Genomic DNA, 22210 nt, shown 5'->3' on the forward strand with positions numbered 1-22210 from the left:
GGGAAAGTTGCTAGGGGAAAGGGGAAAGGCGCTAGGCACTAGGTTCTAGGCGCTAGGACGCGATGTAAAATCGCTGCTATAGACTCGAACTCGTTCCTCGTCACTTACTCAAACCATTCCCGGCTAAAGCCAGTCCTACAGGGGAAACAATGGGTGCTAGGATTCAGGCGCTAGGACTACGAGTTTGATTTCAATTGTAGGAGGTACTTTAGTGCCGAATCAAATATAAATCAGAGCGGTCAGCCTTCAGCTTTCAGACGCGCGAAACAAGTTTCACGCCTACGAATTAACACATTAGGTTCTAGGCGCTAGGACGCGATGTAAAATCGCTGCTACAGACTCGAAACTCGTTCCTCGTATCTCGTATCTCGTTCCTCGTATCTCGTATCTCGTTCCTCGTATCTCGAAACTCGCTAACTTTCCCCTTTCCCCTTGAAACTAGCAACTCGTAGCTAGCAACTCGTACCTCCTCACCTACAACTTCGTTACCCACCCGTACTCACCATGGCTTTGAAACTTGTAGCTTTGATTACCGGCGTCAAATTGGCCTTGTAGGGTGTTTTCTGTGAGGGTCATCACGGCCTGATGGCCTGTTTTAGTTTGATCATTGACCTTGCCAAATACACTTCTATCGCCATTGCTGGCTTCGATAATGTTACTAATTTCGACGGTGTAACTGAGGTATTCATCGATCACTAAAATAAAGTGATCGCCGGGTTGTAGGGTTTTTAGGGTGTCTAAATCAAATTCGCTGAATGCGGTGTTTGCTAATTGGTCAGGCAATCGACCTTGTTTATATAGATAATCGTGGGCGCGGTTAGATAACTGATTAAGCGGCGCAGTTAAGTTCACAATGGGTTGTGGGGCTATTTGGTCGGCTTCTGCTTTGTAAGAGGCAACAAACTGCTGTGTGCTGGGTTTTGTTTTAAAACCATCACTTTGAATGTGCCATTCATTCAGTGCAAATGCTGTAAGTGGCAGAATGAAGATTAATGCAAGCGTCCTGTTCACATGTTTCTCTTACGGGGTTTTATGTTAACTCATTGTTAGTTTTTACCTCAAGTTAACAACTCGGTCAATAGTTAATCTCTAAGCAGTGGTTTTTGTCATCGTCACGATAAAATTAATTTGTTTTACTCAGCTCTGAATGCTGAGCATAATCCGCGTTTTTTTGTCACCGAAACTCCAAGATTAGAGGTACCGACTATGCGCGGGTGGATCATTTATAAAGATAGCCAAGGCTTGTTAAAGCAAGAAACCTATGAAGTTGAGCGCTTACTTGCTGCAGCCAAAGAAGAGGGCATAGATTTACAAGTTTATTCGCCTGATCAATTTGATCTCACTATTACCCGTGAAGACGGTAAAAGTATTTTAATTGATGGCCAATCTGTTGAGCTACCAGACTTTGTTATTCCTCGCATGGGTGCAAGTACAACCTATTTTGCGCTGGCGATTATTCGCCACCTTGAGCGTTTAGGCGTTTACTGTGTTAATAGCTCGCAATCAATCGAAACAGTGAAAGACAAACTGTTTGCACAGCAAATTCTAGCTGAATGTAATTTACCAACGCCGAATACCATGTTGGTTAAGTTTCCGGTGAATATTGATTTGGTTGAAAAGCAGATTGGCTTTCCTGTGGTTATTAAAACGTTATCGGGCTCGCAGGGCAGTGGCGTGTTCTTATCAAAATCAAAAGAAGAGTTTGATGACTTAATGCAGCTGATAGAGGCGGCAAACCCACAAGCAAACATCATTTTACAGCAGTTTGTTAAGTCGAGTCATGGACGTGATTTGCGAGTACTTACTATCGGTGGCCGTGCTGTTGCATGTATGGAGCGTAACTCACAGGGTAAAAACTTTAAAGCCAACGTCAGTGCAGGTGGCACAGGTAAGTCATTTCCTATCACGCCAGAAATCGAATGGCTTGCAACCCAAACTGCAAACGTACTTAACCTTGATGTGGCTGGCATTGATTTATTGTTTGATGAGCAGCACTTTAAAATTTGTGAAGCAAACTCAAGCCCAGGCTTTGAAGGCTTAGAAGATGCGTTGGGTATTGATGTCGCTAAAGAAATTTTACACTTCATTCGCATTCGTTTAGGCATTTTTGATAAGTCAGAAGTGGCCGAGGAGCCTTGTTTAGAGGCTGTTTAAACTTTACAAAGGCGTGTTTATAACACGCCTTTTTTGTGTCATCTGTATTGTAAATAAATCTTAAAATACTACAAAAGTGTACAGTGCCATCTGGCAAGTCATAGGATATGGTAGATTTTTAATTGCCAAGGAGTGTGTGTACATGAGTCAGCTCATCAGTCGAGCAACTGCGGGGTTAGTGGCCGTTATTATTGGCTTTACTAGTTCAATCGCGCTTATTTATCAGGTTGTTATGGTGTTAGGTGGCACACCTGATTTAGTTGCCAGCTGGGTGTTAATGCTTGGTCTTGCGATGGGCGTTAGCTCAATTGCGTTGTCTTATTATTACAAAGTTCCCATTCTTATCGCGTGGTCAACAACTGGAGCGGCACTGCTTATTTCAAGTGCCCAAGGGTATAGCTTAAACCAAGCTGTTGGCGCCTTTATGTTCTCTGCGGCGCTGGTGTTTTTGTCTGGTATTACCGGCGTGTTCGAAAAAATGATGAACAAGATCCCAAGCCAATTGGCTTGTGCCATGCTTGCAGGCGTGCTGGTGAATTTTGGTATTGATGTGTTCAACTTTATGAATGAGCTACCTTTAGTCATTGGTTTAATGGTGGCTGTTTATTTATGTGGAAAGCGCTATTTTCCTCGCTTTGCTATGCTTGCAGTGGTTGTTGCGGGCTTTTTAATGGCTGGTGTGACTGGGCAGATTGATACCTCTAGCTGGCAGTGGAAAATGAGCGAGTTTGCTTACATTGCGCCTGAGTTTGACTTAAACGCCATGATAAGTGTTGGTTTGCCGCTGTTTATTGTGACCATGACGTCGCAAAACTTACCGGGTATTGCTGTTTTAAAAGCGCATCACTACAAAGCTCCGGTGTCTGCAGCGCTAAATGTAACCGGGCTACTAAATGTGTTTATTGCGCCTTTTGGTGGCTATGCCATTAACCTAGCGGCTATCACCGCTGCCATTTGTATGAGCCCTGAGGCTGATAAAGATCCAAACAAACGTTATTGGGCAAGCATTGCTGGTGGCGTGTTTTACATTATTATGGCACTCCTCGCGGCAACGCTAGTTGGCTTGGTTGCAAGTTTGCCACAGGCATTGATTTTGGCGTTGGCAGGCATTGCACTCTTCGCCACCATTGCGAGTAGCTTACAACAAGCATTAACTGAGGCGTATTATACCGAAGCTGCGATCGTGACCTTTTTGGTCACAGCCTCTAACCTAACCTTATTCTCGGTCGGTTCTGCGTTTTGGGGGATTGTTGCTGGCACGGTGACTTTGGTTATGACACGTAAGGATTAATGACACGCTTCAATATTAAAAAAGGCCCTAACTAGGGCCTTTCGTTATTTAAGTAATGGTTTTATCACTTCAAACATCGCATTGATATGGTCATCGCGGGTATTCAATGCAGGAATGTAACGGTACTTTTCACCGCCAGCATGTTCAAAGTTTTCGCGGTTTTCGCCTTCGAGTTCTTCTAACGTTTCTAAACAGTCGGCACTAAATGCAGGGCTTAGAATTGCAACGTCTTTAATTCCTTCAGCAGGGTAGCTTTCAAGGGTCGCATCTGTGTATGGCTTCAACCATTCAGCTTTACCAAAACGGCTTTGGAAGGTTGTTACAGCAAAGTCTTTCTCAAAGCCAAGTTTCTCTGCCACTAAACGGGTGGTTTGCATACAAAAACAATAGTATGGATCGCCGTTATCTAAAAACAATTTGGGTGTACCATGGTACGAAAACACCAACTTTTGCGGCATGCCATGGGCATTTAGATCTTCGCTAATGCTAGCAGCTAGGGCATCAATGTATGTCGGGTTGTCGTGATAGCCATTAATAAAGTGCAGCTCTGGCACCCAGCGCCACTTACGAAGAACATTCGATACCGCATCGAACGTTGAACCAATCGTGGTGCTTGAATATTGCGGGTACATTGGCAGCACAATCACGCGAGTGATGCCTTTTTCGCGCAGCTCTTCAAGGCCTGCTTCAATCGAAGGATTACCGTAGCGCATGGCCATAACCACTTCAGTGTCATGGTGTCCTTTGTCTTTTAGAAGGGCTGCCAATTTTTTGCTTTGCTCTCGGGTAATATGCGTAAGTGGAGAGCCGTTTTCAGTCCAGATGCTTTTATAAAGTGCTGCTGAGCGTTTTGGGCGTAACGTAAGTACAAAGCAATAAAGGATGATCATCCAAATAAAACGTGGGATCTCGACAATTCGAGGGTCTGATAAAAACTCGCGTAAATAAGTTCTAAGTGCCGCGGTAGTAGGGGCGTCTGGGCTCCCTAAGTTAGTCAGTAAAATGCCCGTTTTTTTGTTGAATCGGCCGTCATGAGGCTTATCGGTAATGGCGGAAAATCGCGACACTGAGTGCTCCTATATGAAGTAATCGTAATATAAATCACATTGTAACGAAGTAAGCTGATTATGTGATCACTTTATTCGCTAATTTTTGATCATGATCCTGAAAGGATTCGGTTTTCTTGCTTCAAGTTGCTGCAGTTTTGCAATTGATTTTGCGCCAAACACATGGCCTTTTGGTAATAGCAAAATACCGTCGTAGCTTCTTAGTGCGTGCCCAAGTACCATGCCGTTTTTAAGATCTTGAGCCGAGATAATTTTCATGGTGCCGACTTTTTGATCGCTGGCACAGCTTATTTTAATGCTATCTAATACTTCTAAAATTTTTGGGTGATAGTGAGTGCCGCTGTATAGCCGTAACTGATCAAGTGCGCTTTCGTAACGGCTGTTATCTTGCACTGTGATGTGCGCAATTGCCTGCCAGAAATCGCGGGCTACCGCTAAAATCATCGCCGTAATTGGTATTTCTTTGCCCTTTAAGCCCTTCGGCGTGCCTGAGCCATTGTAGTGTTCAAACTGGTAATAAATAGCTTCAGAGACATCATGTAAATGGGTCGCTGGCATGAGCATCAGCTGAGCGGTACTTGGGTGGGTGTAAAAAATCTTTTTTTGATTTTCTGTGAGTTCCCTGGTTGGTTTTTTATACAGCTCAGGCTCCATGGCGAGCAAGCCAATTTGTGCAAGGTAACCTGCCATTTCAGCCATATCGATATGTTGTTTGTCTAAGCCAAGTTGTTCTGCAATCTGCTTGCTGGTTGCGGCGATGTTTTGCGCTTGCATACCATCCAGGTAAGGGTTGGCATTAATAAAGTTATATAAAATTTCGAACGTGGCACGGTGTTCGTGTTTTTCACGCTCGTTGACTTCTTCAAGTTGTTTGAGCACTTTTCGAATTTGTAGAGTGCGCTTTTCTACCATTTGCTCAAGGTTGTTGTTTAGCTCTTTTAACTGGCTGTTTTGCGCTTTTATTTTTTGCTCTAACTGCTTGTTTTGGCGCTTTAATGAGGTTTTTTCTATGCCATCACTAATGTTGCGCAGCAGCAACTCGTTCTGCCAAGGCTTTTGAATATAGGCATGAATTTTACCTTTATTGACCGCTGCAATGGTGTTGTCGATATCTGAGTAACCGGTTAGCAAAATTCGGTGTGGTTCTGGGTCAATATTAAGTGCTTGCGCAAAGAAGTCGGCGCCATCCATGTTTGGCATTCGCATGTCGCAAATGATCACATCGAAGCTAAAAGTGGCCAAAACTTTTAGCCCTTCGAGTGGATCTGAGCAGGCTTTTGCCGTGATGTTGTTCGCTGCTAATAAGCGTAACAATGTGCGCAGCACGATTTCGTCATCATCGATGCATAAAACCTGAATATGTTGTTTGCTAACTTGTTCTGCCATACCGTTTTAGAGTGAATCATCGTTAATCAATAACATAGCCTTAAATCAAGCCTTGTGCTAGGTTTTAAAAGAGACAAACAATGTTTGAGACGAAAATGGATGACTTTAAGCAAGCCTATTTGTTAGAAAAAGCGGCCAGAGAAGAAGCTGAACAATTGCTCGCTGATAAAAGCCGTATTCTAGTGGCATTAAACAGTGAGCTTGAACAAAAAATTGCTGACTTAGAGCATCATCAAGCTATGTTCATTCAAGCCGAAAAAATGGCCACGTTAGGCACACTTTGCGCTGGGGTTGCCCATGAAATAAATAACCCGCTTGCTTATAGCATCAGTAATGTGGATTGTTTAAAAACCTACTGTAATTACTTTAGCGAATTACTTGCTGTATGTGATGAATTTGCCTGTAGTGATACCGATAAGGCTGCGTTTTGTAGGCAGCTAACAGAGCTTAATAAAGTGCACTCGTTTCGCTTTGTGGCTGATGATTTACCTGAATTAATAAGCGACACGTCGCAAGGGCTGCAAAGGATAAGCAAAATTGTGGCTAATTTACTGGATTTTTCGCGGCCTAAAAGTCACGACAAGCAATTTGCCGATATGACCGAGGCAGTAAAAAGCGCCGTTAAACTACTTGCCAATCAACTTCGTAATTGCCATTTACATACCCAATACAGCCCGATATCACAAAGTTGGTGTAACTTACCCGCCATAAGCCAAGTAATCGTTAATATCTTAATTAATGCCAAACAAGCTTGTGATAATTTAAGCGCAAAAGCTGAAATATCCGTTGCTGTGTATGAGCTTGAACAGCATATTTATATCGATGTTGAAGACAATGGCGCCGGTATGTCAGAAGAAACCATTGCAAAAATATACGATCCCTTTTACACCACTAAACCCGTGGGAGAAGGCACCGGTATGGGCATGACCATGGTGTATGCCATAGTGCATGAGCACCAAGGTCGGATTGATATTCAAAGTACAGAAGGAATGGGCACACGAATTAGCTGCGTGTTCCCGGTACAAAGTCAGGTCAGAAAAACTGTAACTAGCTGACAGCATTTCAGTTGTTGCAAAAATTTGTGAATTCGCTAGTGTAGGAAATACACCCTTACCAAAACAACATGTAAAGGCTCAATATGCTTAACCAACAAAGTTCGGATGTATTTAAAAATTACCTCGCTAGTCAAAGCGAAACTAATCAAGTTAGTTTAGATCAAGTGATTGGCTATATGTCTGGTTTGTTAGCCTGCTCAGAGTTTTTTGGTGAGTCAGAGTTAGCAAATTATATAGCCGATAATGATGAAGCGGTATTCAACACCTTAATGACTGAATCAGAGCCGCGCAATGCAATGATTGAACTGCTCGATAACGTAACCGAAGCACAAGTTGAACAAAAGAAAATCTTAGCCGAATTATACCCAAATGAAGTGAACAGCAATGAGCCAAGTCAAGCATTGCAAGACTTTTGTAGCGGTTACATTGCGGCGTATATCGTGAACCAAGATATTTGGCACAGCGATTTACAATTTTTACTCAAGGCTGATGATCAGCAAGAAAACGAAAGCGAAGATGGTCAGTTGTTTATTGATAATTTTGAAGCAACACTCGATTTACTAACCACGTTTGCAATGTGGGATCAGGCGCTGGCAAATCATCCTGAACCAGAAAAACTAGGCGAAGGGTTTGTCACCTTCTTTAATGCGCTAGACGAGAGCTTATCTGAGATTGCCACTATGGCGTTAATGCTTGAAGATGAAAAGCTGGCGATGCTTGAGCAAGATCAGTAAACATTTCCCTTCTCAGTAGAGATAAGCTGATAGTTGCATTATTTTTCTTATTTCTATTGAAAAACGAATAATTCCAACCGTAAAAATTCCATTAATACTATAAATGGAAAAATTTATACCTAAGTCGTACCTGATTTTTCTTTCATTTTGTGTATTTGTTGATAGGATGTTTTGCAAGAGTTAACTCGCAGGCTTGAGTTAGCTTTCAAAATCGTGATTTCTAAAATCAACAACACGTGCTTAGTGCTTTTCTTAATTTCTCCAAAAGGGGCGTCTTTTTGTTTTAAGGAAAGCCTGAATATCAACAGGATACACATGACAACACATTCTTTAAGTATGCTGGCCGTTGCGGTTAGTGTGGCTGTTTCTGCGACTTCAGTGCAGGCAGCAGAGCAAGCATCTGCTGCGAAAGCAGATAAAAACATCGAACAAATCTCAGTATTAGGCTCACGAGTTGCCAATCGTACGGCTACCGAATCAACATCGCCGGTTGATTTGATTGATGCTGACGACTTAAACAAAGGTGGTTTCACTGAACTGGGCCAAAGTCTGCAAGCGACGGCTCCTTCATTTAACTTTTCTCGTACGCAAGTGTCAGATGGCTCTGACTTATTTAGACCTGCGACTCTTCGTGGTTTACAGCCAGACCAAACATTAGTGCTTATTAATGGTAAACGCCGTCATAACCAATCTATTTTTGGCTTAAATGGTACTGTTGGTGCTGGTGCTGCAGGTACCGATATGAACGCGATTCCGCTTACCGCTTTAAAAGGCGTTGAAGTACTTCGTGATGGTGCTGCTGCGCAATATGGTTCTGATGCGATAGCCGGTGTTATCAACTTATCGTTAAACGATTCAACCGGTGTTACAACGGGCTATGTGCAAGCAGGTAGCACAGGTGAAGGCGATGGTGACACTATTTCAATGGGTTTAAACCGTGGCTTTGATTTAGGTGATGAAGGCGGCTTCATTAACTTTTCTTTAGAATACCGTGATGCTGATGGCACCAACCGCGCACAACGTGATACTGGTGGCTCAGTTGATGTACCCGCTGGTACGCTCTCTGACGAAGTTCGTTGGGGACAGGGTAATGCTGATAGCGAATTTACCTCTGTGTTCTATAACATGGCGTTACCATTTGGTGAGACCGAACTTTACTCATTTGGCGGATACTCAAACCGTACTGCGCTAGGTAATGGTTTTTACCGTAACTTTGACCAAGCAGCGAAGAACGTGGTGCAAGTGTATGGCGATGGCTTTTTACCTCGTATCGATAACGAAGCCGAAGATATTTCGTTTTTACTTGGTTTGCGCGGAGAGTTAACTCCAGATTGGAGCTATGACGTATCTGCCGTATATGGTGAAAACAGCTATGACTTTACGTCAAAAAACACCCTAAATGCGTCTTATGCTGCTGAATATGTAGCGAACAACCCAGATGCAAGCGATGCTGATATTGCTGCTAATGCAGGCCCTACAGGGGGATACTCAGGTGGCTTTAGATTTGATCAAACAACTGTTAATGCAGACCTTAATGGTATTATTGATATTGGTCGCAGCGAACCATTATACGTATCTGTGGGGGCTGAATACCGTAAAGAAAATTATGAAATCGTGCCGGGCGAAGAAGCCTCTTATGCGTGTGGTTTAGCTAATTCAGATAGCTCATACCCTGCGGTAAACGACAGCAGCGTATTCGCTGAGTGTGGTTTCCAAGCTTATAACGGTTTACGCCCTGAAGCGTCAAACAAAGAGAGTCGCCATAGCTATGCATTTTATGTAAATGCCGAAACGCTGATCACGGACGCATGGCAAGTAAGCACAGCACTTCGTTATGAAGACTTTTCTGATGCAGGTGATGACATCATTGGTAAGCTAGCAACACGCTATGAAGTTACCGATGACTTTGCCGTGCGTGGTGCAATTTCTTCTGGCTTTAGAGCACCATCTTTGCAACAAAGTGCCTATACAGCTTACACCACCAACTTAGGTGCTGGTGGCGTGTTATTGCAATCATTCACAGCAACAGCGGGCTCTGATTTTCCGTCAGCACTTGGCGTTGATAGCCTTGGCCTTGAAAGCTCGGAAAACTTAAGTGCAGGCTTTGTTTACAACGTAACCAGCGATTTATCGCTAACCGTTGATTTTTACCATGTTGCTATTAAAGACAGAATTACCCTTGGCAGCTTAATGTCGGCGGACGATGTTTCGTTTAGTGCCGAGGCCGTGGCCGCGCTTAATGCAACAGGGGCACAGCAAGCTAACTACTTCTCAAACTCAGTTGATTCAACCACCAAAGGGGTTGATATTATTGCTTCGTACCGTACTGATTTGTACGACGGTAATTTCTCAGCAACCTTTGCGGGTAACATTAACGAAACTGAAATTGATGATGTAAATGCACCTGAGGGGATTCCTGAGTCTATCGCCCTTGATGATTTACAGCGTAGTTTCTTAACAGACGGTCAACCAGGTGAGCGTGCAACACTAACGTTTGAATACGATCGTGGCGATTTCAACAGCATGCTACGCTTTAACTACTATGGTGAAACAGACGTTAAGTACTTTGGTAATGACCACATTGGTTTGCCTGATGAGTTATCACCTACCGGTGAGTTTAAAGACACAAGCACGGTAGAGTCAGCAGTATTAGTGGATGTTAACGTGGGCTATCAGCTAACTGACGAACTCATGCTATCGGCGGGTATTGATAATATCTTTGATGTAACGCCAGACGAGCTAGGCGAAGATGAAGCGCTTGATTTTATTACGAATAAAGCATTCAAATACCCTGTTCGTGCGCTACCTTATGGTTTTGATGGTATGACCTACTACGCAAAACTAAGTTTTAGTTTTTAATTCCTAAGTTGATATGAAACTTAAATAGCGCCTAACGGCGCTATTTTTTTGCTTAATTGTAGTATCCGACATTTGTCGCTCTAATTAATGACAGCTGTCTTTAATTAGAAAGTTGCAAGGGGAAAGTTAGCGAGAGTAAAGGGGAAAGTTAGCGAGTTTCGAGATACGAGACACGAGTCTGTAGCAGCGATTTTATATCGCGTTTCTCTCGAACCTAGCCATGTAGGCGTTATGCTTGCATGGCGCGCGAAACAAGTTTCACGCCTACGTCTAATCGTTTTACATTTATGTGGTATTTGAGAGCTCATGGCTGAAGCCATTCCTACAAACGCATCAAATTTATATCGCGTTTACTCTCGTATCTCGTATCTCGTATCTCGTATCTCGCACCTCGCATCTTGTATTAGGATATCCACCTTCATTTAAACACTCCAAAATCTGTCTAGTAGAATGCTTCCAAATAACAAAATCCAACCTGCAACTATAATTGTGAAATAGATAGTTGAATTAATTATTGGCTCTAAAGTGAAGCGTGTTGAAAATATGTTTTTTAGCGGCTTAAAGAATAACTTTGGATTCAAACTACATGTTAAAAGCAAAAGTGAAATTGCTAAGCAACTAATGAATTCTATCCAGTCTAGACTTTGTGATTTAAGAAAATATATACCGAGAGTTAAATTAAAAATTGCTGCCAATCCGAACAAAATGGTTAATAGCTTCTCCTTTTTATTGAGCGTTTCCATACTGTAAAACTCCTTATTACATTATTTGATACCTTTATATTTCGGTAAGTTACGAGAAACGAGTCTGTAGAGCGATTTTATATCGCGTTTCTCTCACACCTTGCAGCTAGCTACGTAGGCGTTATGCTTGCATGGCGCGCGAAATAAATTTCACGCCTACGTCTAATCGTTTTACATAGGTGTGGTGTTTGAGAGTTCATGGCTAAAGCCATTCCTACAAACGACATCAAATTTGTAGCAGCGATTTTATATCGCGTTTCTCTCGAACCTAGCTACGTAGGCGTTATGTTTGCATGGCGCGCGAAACAAGTTTCACGCCTACGTCGAGTAGTCTTATATTTGTGTGGTGTTTGAGAGTTCATGGCTGAAGCCATTCCTACGAACGCATCAAATTTGTTGCAGCGATTTTATATCGCGTTTATTCTCGAACCTCGAACCTCGAACCTCGAACCTCGAACCTCGAACCTCGAACCTCGAACCTCGGATCTCGCCCCTAGTCCCTTTTAACCCGCTCGCATATCTCGCGCATTTGTTGTTTTATTTCGGGTTCTTTTTCATCGAATAATTTGGTGATACGTTCGATATAGGCATGGTTTTCTTCGAATGGCACGCCGATTTCGTAGACATCGGCAGCTTCTCGTAGCATTTCTTTATCAAACTCACTGAAAATATCGACCATCTCTTGGGCTTTTTCTCGCTCAATACCTAGTGCTTCAAAGGCTGAACGGCCCATACGCATGGTGCTGTCGTAAGTTTCGCGAATAATATCTCGACATCCGTAAGCCCATAAATCGTATACATGATGGCGGTCTACAGCGCGGGCAACCACATGTAAATGCGGGTAATTTTGCATCGCATAACGAACTAATTTAGTGATTTGTTCGGCATCATCAAGCGCAACAACCAGCAATTTTGCATCTTCAATGCCTGCAGCACTGAGTAGATCTGGTCGAGTGGCATCACCAAAAAAGTTACGAATACCAACACGCTCAAGGGCTTCTAGTTGCTTGTAGTTGTAATCAATCACGGTGGTTTTATAGCCGCCAGCTTGTAAAATTCGGTCAACCAGTCCACCCATTCTGCCTGAGCCTGCGATGATCACATGGCTATCATCAGGGAACTCTTCTTCATCTCGTTTGGCTTGCTCACAAATAAAGCGTGGTGCTATCACACGTTGATAGAGAATAAATAGCCCCGGCGAAAGCAGCATTGATAAGGTCACAACCAGTAATAGTTGGTCGGCAACGGCAGCGGCTAAAACATTATTAGACACACTGTAAGCAAGTAGTACAAAACCAAACTCACCAGCTTGTGCCAGCCCCAGTGCTAGCAACCAGAGTGAGGCGCCTCTAAGGCCAAAAATACGACCTAAAATTAATAACACAACTGTTTTAGTTACAATCAGTGCGCCGGTTAATAGCACGATGGTAGCAAGGTTATCTGCGAGTAATTGAAAGTTGATACTCGCGCCAACGGTGATAAAGAATAATCCTAGTAATAGTCCTTTGAAGGGATCGATATTACTTTCGAGCTCATGTTTGTATGGTGAATTTGCAAGCACAACACCCGCTAAAAAGGTGCCAAGCGCGGGTGATAAGCCAACTAATGACATCATTAGAGCGATGCCAATCACGAAGAATAAAGCAGTTGCGGTGAAGAGCTCACGAAGCCGTGCTTGTGCGACAAATCTAAAAATGGGGGCGGTTAAGTAGTTACCGCCAAAAACGACGAGCGCAATCATACCTAAAGTAACCAGCGCTGCTTGCCAGCTCTCAAGGTTTGCTACCAAACTCAAACCACCATGACCGTCTTCGCTTGCATGGGCTGTATCTGCAATGGCGGGTGCTAATTCAGGTAAAGCAAGCAAGGGAATAAACGCAAGCATAGGAATAACGGCTATATCTTGGGTGAGTAATACGCTAAATGAGGCTTGGCCGCCATCTGATTTTAATAGCCCGCGCTCTGAAAGCGTTTGCAGTACAATCGCAGTCGATGAAAGCGATAAAATTAAGCCTATTGTGAGTGCGGATTGCCAAGCATGACCAAATGCTAAACCAATCCCAGTAAACGCGGCAGCTGATAAAATCACCTGTCCGCCACCAAGGCCAATAAGCTGTTTTCGCATTGACCAAAGCGCTTTGGGTTCAAGTTCTAAGCCAACAATAAACAGCATCATTACCACACCAAACTCAGCAAAATGCTGGATGGCAATCACATCAACATTTAAAAATGTCAGTGTCGGCCCAATAACAATACCTGCGAGTAAGTAGCCAAGCACAGAGCCAAGTCCAAATTTGCTGGCAATAGGCACGGCGATAATGCCTGCAATGAGGAATATATAGGCGATTAAGAGAAAGTCAGTCATCGTAATCCTGTTTGTTTTTAATTAACTATGGTTGTTTTCGCTAGTTTTGCCAGCAGTTAGGTAGTGAATGCAATCAAAATACGAATTTAGTCAGTAAAATGACAACAAGGCATGGTGTTTAGTCAAAACGAGTAAGACAAAATAAGGGGTAAAAAATCATCGTTTTTTCCTTAAAAATACTTGCGTAGCGCTAGGCTAGGTATATACTCGCAACACATTTAATAGGAGCAAAAAATGAGCAAAAAGAAACAACGTACACAAGGCCAAGTTGATACTGGTCGCGGTGTAATTAACGATAATGTGTACGCCGCAATGGTGACATCTAAGCTGTTCACAGCAAAAGTAGAGAAGCCTAAAAAAGGTAAAGGTGCATATCAACGTAAGGCAAAACATGCAGGACGAGAGTCCTATTTAATCGCTGCTTAATTAAGTTGTGATCAAATAGGATTTTTGTGAAGAGCAAACACTGAGTGTTTGCTTTTTTTATGACTAAAATTCGTGTTAAGAATAATTTTCACTCAATTTTTATAGAAATTTTTACCTGAAAACTAATTTATTCGTTATATACCCATAATCGATACGATAATTATTATCGTCTACCCTCATACAATTGCTGCTTGTTTTTTATACAGACCAGAAGCGCCGCGCTTTGCGTGGTTAAAATATTGTTAATTTTATGTTCATTTTTACTCGGTAGAATCACTCTCGTTTTTGCTTTTTGATAAAAATAATTAATTCTTTTTTAGTGTTTTTGAGTGAAACAAACATCAAAAAGTGTGTTTATTTTACCCTTTATAGGTAAATACAAGCTTGACGTAATAGCGCTTTGTGTTACTTTAAAGTTGGATTTGTAAAATAAATGTTATTAAAACTTTGGGCGGAGGGAGCGAATGAGCTCGCATAAATTAATAAAAAATGCCTTTAAACTGAGTGCGCTGTCACTAGGTTTATACGGCTTTACAGCACAGGCTGCGATTGATTGCAGCAACTTAGAAGTGTGGCAACAAGGGCAAACTCATGTTGGTGGTGATCAGGTTCAGGCACAAGGTAGCGCTTATGAAGCGAAGTGGTGGACGCAAACCAACCCTGTGGAGACTTCTGGTGTCGATCAAGAGTGGCGTTTATTGGGTGTTTGTGACAGCGTTGTCAATGAGAATCAAGCACCTCAAATTAGCAGCTTAACACCCGCAGAGGGTTCTTTATTTACTACTAGTGACAGCGTTGTCATTAGCGCTGTCGCCGCTGACCCTGATGGCAGCGTGGCAAGTGTTGAGTTTTTTGTTGATGGTACATCGCTGAGTGTAGTGACAAGCGCACCTTATTCAGCGAGCTGGCAAGCAACCCAAGGCAGCCATGTGATAAGCGCGGTCGCAACGGATGATTTAGGGCTAACCTCAACAGCGGTTGCACATTCAGTGAGTGTGTCTGATGACGTTGAGCCGGTTAACCAAGCGCCGGTGGCAAGCATTGAATTTAGCTCACTGCCCTCACAAGTAACGGTGGGTGACAGTGTGGTATTTGCGCTTTCTGGCACTGATAGCGATGGCCAAGTAACTGCGTTATCGCTAACTGAAAACAGCACTGAAGTTCATCAAGCAAGTGCAGCTTCTTCAAGTTATACGTGGCAAGCACCTGCACTTGGGCAATTTTCATTTACCTTAACGGTGACCGATAACGAAGGCGCGACGGATACGCAAAGCAAAGTTGTGAATGTTGTTGAAGCAACAGAACCTGGTAGCGATTGTAAACCGCAAGGCTTATACCAAACACCGGGTGTGAGTACCCCATACTGTAGCGTGTATGATACAAATGGCCGCGAGAAAATGGGCGCTGATCATCCTCGCCGAGTTATTGGTTATTTTACGAGTTGGCGAAATGGTGCCAATGGTCAGCCAAGCTATTTAGTGAATGATATTCCTTGGGACAAGATCACCCATATTAACTATGCCTTTGCGCATGTTGATGGCAATAACAAGGTCTCGATTGGTGATCCAAATGCCGCTGGCAACCCCGCGACAAACATGACTTGGCCGGGCGTAACAGGCGCTGAAATGGATCCAAGCTTTAGTTACACAGGTCACTTTAACTTACTCAATAAATTCAAAAAACAACACCCAGATGTAAAAACCTTAATCTCTGTAGGTGGCTGGGCTGAAACCGGTGGTTATTTTGGTGAAGACGGTACTCGCGTAAACAGCGGTGGTTTCTACACGATGACAACCAATGCTGATGGCTCAGTGAACCAAGCGGGGATTGATGCTTTTGCGAAAAGCGCCGTTGAATTTATTGAAACCTACGGTTTTGATGGTGTCGATATTGATTACGAATACCCATCGTCAATGAATGACTCAGGCCACCCTGATGATTTTCCTATCTCTAATGCACGTCGCGCAGGTCTTAATGCCTCGTATCGTGTATTGATGCAAAAACTACGTGAAGAACTTGATATTGCAGGTGAAAAGGCTGGTAAGCATTACTTATTAACGATTGCTTCGCCATCTTCAGGTTACTTATTACGTGGTATGGAAACATTCCAAAGCGTGAAGTATCTCGATTACGTTAACATTATGTCTTATGACTTACATGGTGCATGGAATTCACATGTAGGCCACAACGCAGCCTTGTTTGATACCGGTCTTGATTCTGAATTAGCGCAATGGGGCGTTTATACCACCGCTGAGTTTGAAGGAATTGGTTACTTAAATACGGATTGGGCTGTGCGTTATTTCCGCGGCGCGGTTTCTGCGGGTCGAATCAATATTGGTATTCCATATTACACCCGTGGCTTTAAAGATGTATCGGGTGGTACTAATGGTTTATGGGGCCAAGCAGCGCTGCCAGATCAATCAAAATGTGCGAAAGGGACTGGGGTTGGTGAGAAAAACCAATGCGGTAATGGTGCACTTGGCATAGATAACTTATGGCACGATAAGAACGATGTGGGTGAAGAAATGCCAGCAGGTTCGAACCCACTATGGCATGCGAAAAATCTCGAAAACGGCATTAACCCTTCTTACCTTGAAATCTATGGTCTAACGCCAGAAACCGATGCAGATGATGTGTTAACAGGTACTTATACACGTTTTTACGATGATGTAGCAGTTGCTCCATGGCTTTGGAATGCAGAGAAAAAGGTATTCTTATCAATTGAAGATGAGCAATCAATGGCAACCAAAGTTGATTATGTTATCAACAATGGCCTTGGTGGCATCATGTTCTGGGAGCTTGCTGGTGACTATGATTATGACTCAGCGAAAGGTGAGTACTTCATGGGCTCAAGCTTAACCACACTTGCTTACGATAAATTTAACCAAAGTGGTGTGGCTTACAACACTCATCAAGGCAATGTCGATTTTACCCTGCCAAGCGAAGCGGTTGACGTAAGCTTTACAGTGAAAGACTTCCCAATTGGTGATGATAACTACCCAATTTCACCTACATTCGCATTCACGAATAACTCAGATATCGACTTAAGCGGCGCGAAAATCAGCTTTGATGTGCCTGTTTCTACCTCTGCAATTTTCAAATCAAATTGGAATGCACAAGAAAAGCTCGGCATGGCTGTTGAAGCGAATGGCTCGAATGCAGCTGGCGATAATATCGGCGGCTTTGAAAATGAGTTCCATCGTTTTTCAATCACCTTAGTGAATGAGTGGGGCGGTATCGAAAAGTCATTTAACACAGGTGAAACCGTTGAGGCACAAGTTATGTACTACATGCCAATTACGGGGCCAACTAACTTCACGATTGAGAAAAATGGCAAAACCTACGCCTTCAAATACGAATACCCAATGCTACCAGATGGCACTGCTGGCAGTGGTGATACTGGCGGTGACACCGGTGGTGATACGGGTGGCGAGGGAAGCTGTAATGGTGTTGATGTAGCAAGCATCCCTGTGTATCCAAATTGGCCGCAAACTGATTGGGCTGGTAATCCAAGCCATGCTGTTGGCGGCGACCTAATGAATCACAACAACGTGATTTACGAAGCAAAGTGGTGGACGAGCACAGAGCCAGGCACATCTGCTGACTGGACGGTGAGTTGCACGCTTTAACCAACTAAGCGGAGCAAGGACTTTGCTCCGCATTTCTACAGCGAGAACAACAATGAAAGTAATGAAATCAAAGGCATTGTCTTTATCGGCAGTGGCAACCAGCATGCTGCTTGCCTGTGCATCAAGCCATGTGAATGCCCACGGATTCTTAGAAAGCCCAAAGGCACGCCAAGCATTTTGTAATGCTGATGGCGGGTACTGGTGGCCTGCTGATGGCACAGGGATCCCTAATCTTGCTTGTCGCGCAGCGTTTGTTGAAGCAGGACATGTGCAGTTTGTGCAAGGCATTGAATACTCTGCAAATACGGTTAACTACACAGACCTCGCGGCAGTAAAACAAAGTGTACCTGATGGCCGATTATGTGCCGCAGGTGACCCAGAAAAACGCGGTATGGATTTACCTTCAGCGCATTGGCAACGCAGTGAGGTTATTCCTAATGCAAATGGCGATATTTTAGTGCGCTTTTTAGCAAGTACGCCGCATAACCCGAGTTTTTGGCAGTTTTACTTAACAAAATCGGGCTTTGATAGTGCGACTCAAGTGCTTACTTGGGATGATCTAGAGCTTGTTGAAGAGTACGGCAATCTTGATTTTAGCATTGATGCTAACAACGACCGTTTCTATGAAATGAGCGTGTCTATTCCACATGGGCGCAGTGGCGATGCCATATTATATACGCGTTGGCAACGAGATGATGCCGGTGGCGAAGGCTTCTACAATTGTAGCGATATCAATATCGTTAGCGATGCGACCCCAACAGAGCCAACCGATTGGACAGCAATCAGCTACTTTGTTCGTCAAGGACAAGACGCTGAGGTTGGTGGTAGTGTGTCAGCTCGGTTATTTGATGAAAATGGCCAAGAGTTACTTACTCAACAAATGCAGATCACAGCTGATAATCAAGCTAATTGGCAGGCTGAATTTGCGGCGCTGTTAAACCTTAATTACGCGCACTTAGTTAATATTGGCGTGCAAAATAGCACCGGAGATATTGCCTTTGATGCGTCTGATTTATTGATTAATCAGGTCTTTACAACGAATGCAAACTACAGCTTTGCACTAAGCATACAAGCGGCTCCTGACAATACCGCGCCGATAATTCATCAACCAGATGACCTTCAAGTTGAAGAAGAGAGCAGCACCGCGATACACCTGCACGCCTTTGATGATCAGCAAAGCACCTTAACTTATAGCTGGGATGTACCGGCACCACTGAGCTTTACGGGTAATGATGCCAACATCACGCTAAACGCCCCCGCTGTCGATGCTGATACAAGCTACACCGTAAGTGTATCGGTGTCAGATGGCGAGCTCACAAGCCAAGTAAGTTTTACCGTGACTGTGCTTAATAGCACTGTGGTCGACCCTGATCCAGTTGATCCGAGCGTGCCTGCTTGGAATAGCACAAGCCAATACAACACGGGCGATAAAGTGAGTTTCAACGGCGGCGTTTACAGCGCGAAATGGTGGAACCAAGGCGCACAACCAGACAGTAGTGATGCATGGCAGCTTGAATCTGGCAGTGCATCAATCGAGTGGAACAGCGGCAAAGCCTATCAAGGCGGCGACGAAGTAACCTATCAAGGACAGCGCTATCGAGCGCAGTGGTGGACCCAAGGAGATGTACCGGGTGCCAGCCAAGTATGGACAGAAATCTAAAGTTTTGTAGTTCAAACTTTATCAATAACAGCGTAACGCTATATAAAAACAGATAAGAGAGAATCATGAATATAAAACAATTAAGCGCAGCCATTGGTGTTGCACTCTTTGCAAGTGCAGCGAATGCAGCACCTTCAACACCAACCATTATTTGGGAGCCACAAGAGTACTCATTTGTTGAGGTTGATCTTGAAGGTACAGGCTCATACAAGAGCTTGGTGAACCGCGTTGATGAAGTCACTATCAGCATTGAATGGAACGCATGGAGTGGTGATGGCGGCGACAGCTATAAAGTGTACTTCGATGATATGTTGGTTAATGAAGGCTCGCTGGCAGCAGGCACTAAAAGTGGTGTTATTAGCTTCCCGTATGATAAAGCAGGTCGTCACACATTATATGTAGAACTATGTGAAGGCGGTACCACCTGTGCGCGCAGTGAAGGTAAGCCAATTGTTATTGCCGATACAGATGGCGGTCACTTAGCGCCATTGCCGATGGATTATGATCCAAATAACCAAGATATTGGCACTAAAGATGGCCTTGTAACCGGTGCCTACTTTGTTGAATGGGGTATTTATGGTCGCGATTTCGACGTAACCAATATACCAGCGCAAAACCTAAGTCATATCTTGTATGGGTTTATTCCAATTTGTGGACCTAATGACTCATTAACAGGCGGTCCTAAAAACGCGCTAAATACGGCGTGTGCAGGCTCGCAAGACTTTGAAGTTGTGATCCACGACCCATGGGCAGCGATTCAAAAAGCGCTACCAGGTGTTGATAGTAATGACCCAATTCGTGGTACGTATTCGCAGTTAATGGCGTTAAAGCAGCGTTTTCCTGATCTGAAAATCTTACCATCAGTGGGTGGTTGGACTTTATCAGACCCATTTGCTTACTTTACCGATAAAGCAAACCGCGACACGTTTGTGGCATCAATGGAAGAGTTTTTAAGAACGTGGAAGTTCTACGACGGTGTTGATATTGACTGGGAATACCCCGGTGGTCAGGGTGCTAATCCAAACTTAGGCGACCCAGTTGCTGACGGCCCAGCATACGTTGCGTTAATGCAAGAGCTGCGCGCGATGCTTGATAAGCTTGAAGCAGAGACCGGTCGTGAGTATGAGTTAACATCAGCGATTGGTGCAGGTTACGACAAAATTGAAGATGTCGACTACTCACAAGCTCAGCAATATATGGATTACATTTTCTTAATGAGCTACGACTATTATGGTGCATGGAGCAATGTAACGGGCCATCAGGCTGCGCTTTATTGTTCATCGCATTTCCGTGTTGGTCAGTGTGATGGCACAGGTGTTGATGAAGAAGGCGTTCCATATAAAGGCCCTGCTTATACAACTGATAATGCAGTGCAAACTCTACTCGCGCAAAACGTACCATCGAAGAAAATCGTGGTGGGTACTGCTATGTATGGCCGTGGCTGGGAAGGGGTTTATCCAGAAAACGCGACTATCGCTGATAACCCAATGACAGCCCCTGGTAATGGCAAACTTAAAGGCACTACAGCGCAAGGCGTATGGGAAGACGGTGTTATTGATTATAAAGGCATCAAAACTTACATGTTGGGCGCTGCTGAAAATGGCATCAATGGGTTTGAAACAGGTTATGACGAACAAGCCGAAGCTGCTTATGTATGGAATCGTAGCAACGGTAAATTAATTACATACGATAACCGTCGTTCAGTTTTGGCAAAAGGTGCTTATGTTAATCAATATAACCTAGGTGGCCTATTTGCATGGGAAATTGATGCTGATAATGGCGATATTCTTAATGCCATGCACGAGGCACTTGGCGGCACAGTCACTGAGCCTAGCAATAGAGCGCCCGTGCTATCTGTATCAAGCTCCGTATCTGTTAATGCGGGCGAAAGTGTATCTGTGACTGCATCGGCAACTGACGCAGATAACGATCCACTAAGCTTTAACTGGACAGCTGACAGCGCATTAACAGTAAGCGGTGAAAATTCAAATACCCTTGTTATTACTGCGCCATCAGTGACTGCTGATACGCAATACACAGTTGCTGTGAGTGTGAGCGATGGCGAGGCAAGTGTAAGCCGTAACGTTACAGTGAATGTTGTAGCACCAACGACAGGCGAGAACCAAGCACCAGTTGTTGCGGCAATTACTGATAAAACAGTGGCAGAAGACGCGAGTGTGGACGTGGCTGTTTCGGCATCTGATGCTGATGGCGATACGCTTTCATACAGCTGGACAGTGCCAGCAGGCTTAACGTTAGTAGGCTCTGGTGCTGATGTGAGTTTACAAGCGGGCAGCGTTGATGCAGATACAAGTTATGTTGTGTCGGTTTCGGTAAGCGATGGTCAAACTGCTACAGCAGTGAGCTTTAATGTCACCGTGACAGATTCTGGTACAACAACTCCGCCAGATGGTGAAACCACATGGGATGCAGCGGCGACTTATGTTGGTGGTGATACGGTGATTTATAATGGCGTAGAATACACTGCTAAGTGGTGGACACAAGGTGAGCGCCCTGATTTAGGCGGCCCATGGGAAGCAACTTCACAACCAACCGACGGTAATGGTGATGTTGTATGGCAAGCTGCGGGTATCTATAACGGTGGCGACCAAGTCACTCACCAAGGTAATAAATACGAAGCGAAATGGTGGACTCAAGGAGACGAGCCAGGTGTCGCAGATGTATGGAAAGCACTTTAAGTGTAATAACCACATTTAATGCCCATCATTAAAATGTGATTTCCCTTCAAAGCAGCCGTATGGCTGCTTTTTTGTGAGGGAAGTTAGAAAGAGTAAAGTTAGCGAGGGGAAAGGGGAAAGGGGAAAGGGGAAAGTTAGAAAG

General features: G+C 43.9%; 13 protein-coding genes. 9 read left to right on the forward strand and 4 right to left on the reverse strand.

Annotated elements, in window-relative coordinates; translation table 11 throughout:
- Window positions 1-474: 474 nt before the first annotated feature.
- Entirely contained in the window at window positions 475-1011 is a 537-nt protein-coding gene (locus CWC28_RS18525; RefSeq protein WP_138625593.1) for a protease inhibitor BamI-like protein, read from the reverse strand.
- Between the two features lie 195 nt (window positions 1012-1206).
- Here CWC28_RS18525 and CWC28_RS18530 point away from each other — a divergent pair, with 195 nt between their 5' ends.
- Window positions 1207-2154, forward strand: a complete 948-nt coding sequence (locus CWC28_RS18530) for an ATP-grasp domain-containing protein (protein WP_138625594.1) — start codon at window positions 1207-1209, stop codon at window positions 2152-2154.
- A 142-nt stretch (window positions 2155-2296) separates the two neighbouring features.
- Window positions 2297-3445, forward strand: coding sequence for a benzoate/H(+) symporter BenE family transporter (locus CWC28_RS18535; RefSeq protein ID WP_105173743.1), 1149 nt, complete (start codon window positions 2297-2299; stop codon window positions 3443-3445).
- 44 nt (window positions 3446-3489) lie between these two features.
- On the opposite strand, the gene hemH is transcribed toward CWC28_RS18535, so the two are convergent.
- Window positions 3490-4512: a ferrochelatase gene (gene hemH / locus CWC28_RS18540; protein ID WP_063704003.1), complete on the reverse strand. Its 1023-nt coding sequence runs from the start codon at window positions 4510-4512 to the stop codon at window positions 3490-3492.
- Between the two features lie 78 nt (window positions 4513-4590).
- Complete coding sequence (nosR, locus tag CWC28_RS18545) at window positions 4591-5898, reverse strand: response regulator c-di-GMP phosphodiesterase, NosR family (RefSeq protein WP_138625595.1); 1308 nt, start codon at window positions 5896-5898, stop codon at window positions 4591-4593.
- Window positions 5899-5978: 80 nt separating this feature from the next.
- Here nosR and CWC28_RS18550 point away from each other — a divergent pair, with 80 nt between their 5' ends.
- From CWC28_RS18550 to CWC28_RS18560, 3 genes are all read left to right on the forward strand, one after another.
- Window positions 5979-6953, forward strand: a complete 975-nt coding sequence (locus CWC28_RS18550) for a sensor histidine kinase (RefSeq protein WP_105173741.1) — start codon at window positions 5979-5981, stop codon at window positions 6951-6953.
- A gap of 83 nt (window positions 6954-7036) precedes the next feature.
- On the forward strand, window positions 7037-7687 hold the full coding sequence (locus CWC28_RS18555; protein WP_138625596.1) for a UPF0149 family protein: 651 nt from the start codon (window positions 7037-7039) through the stop codon (window positions 7685-7687).
- Window positions 7688-8002: 315 nt separating this feature from the next.
- A complete protein-coding gene (locus CWC28_RS18560) occupies window positions 8003-10546 on the forward strand; it encodes a TonB-dependent receptor plug domain-containing protein (protein WP_138625597.1) in 2544 nt (847 codons plus the stop codon).
- A 1236-nt stretch (window positions 10547-11782) separates the two neighbouring features.
- Here the strand turns inward: CWC28_RS18560 and CWC28_RS18565 are convergent.
- Window positions 11783-13654: a monovalent cation:proton antiporter-2 (CPA2) family protein gene (locus CWC28_RS18565; protein WP_138625598.1), complete on the reverse strand. Its 1872-nt coding sequence runs from the start codon at window positions 13652-13654 to the stop codon at window positions 11783-11785.
- Between the two features lie 234 nt (window positions 13655-13888).
- Here CWC28_RS18565 and arfA point away from each other — a divergent pair, with 234 nt between their 5' ends.
- The 4 genes from arfA to CWC28_RS18585 all read left to right on the forward strand — a co-directional run bounded on the left by arfA (window position 13889) and on the right by CWC28_RS18585 (window position 22068).
- On the forward strand, window positions 13889-14080 hold the full coding sequence (gene arfA, locus CWC28_RS18570; protein WP_054563243.1) for an alternative ribosome rescue factor ArfA: 192 nt from the start codon (window positions 13889-13891) through the stop codon (window positions 14078-14080).
- A gap of 464 nt (window positions 14081-14544) precedes the next feature.
- Window positions 14545-17709 (forward strand): glycosyl hydrolase family 18 protein, encoded by a 3165-nt coding sequence (locus CWC28_RS18575; protein ID WP_138625599.1) that lies wholly within the window; start codon window positions 14545-14547, stop codon window positions 17707-17709.
- Window positions 17710-17761: 52 nt separating this feature from the next.
- Entirely contained in the window at window positions 17762-19369 is a 1608-nt protein-coding gene (locus tag CWC28_RS18580; RefSeq protein WP_138625600.1) for a lytic polysaccharide monooxygenase, read from the forward strand.
- A gap of 65 nt (window positions 19370-19434) precedes the next feature.
- Entirely contained in the window at window positions 19435-22068 is a 2634-nt protein-coding gene (locus CWC28_RS18585) for a glycosyl hydrolase family 18 protein (RefSeq protein WP_138625601.1), read from the forward strand.
- Window positions 22069-22210 lie beyond the last annotated feature (142 nt).

The sequence above is a fragment of the Pseudoalteromonas sp. S4492 genome (assembly GCF_005886115.1).
Taxonomy (GTDB): Bacteria; Pseudomonadota; Gammaproteobacteria; order Enterobacterales; family Alteromonadaceae; genus Pseudoalteromonas; species Pseudoalteromonas gelatinilytica.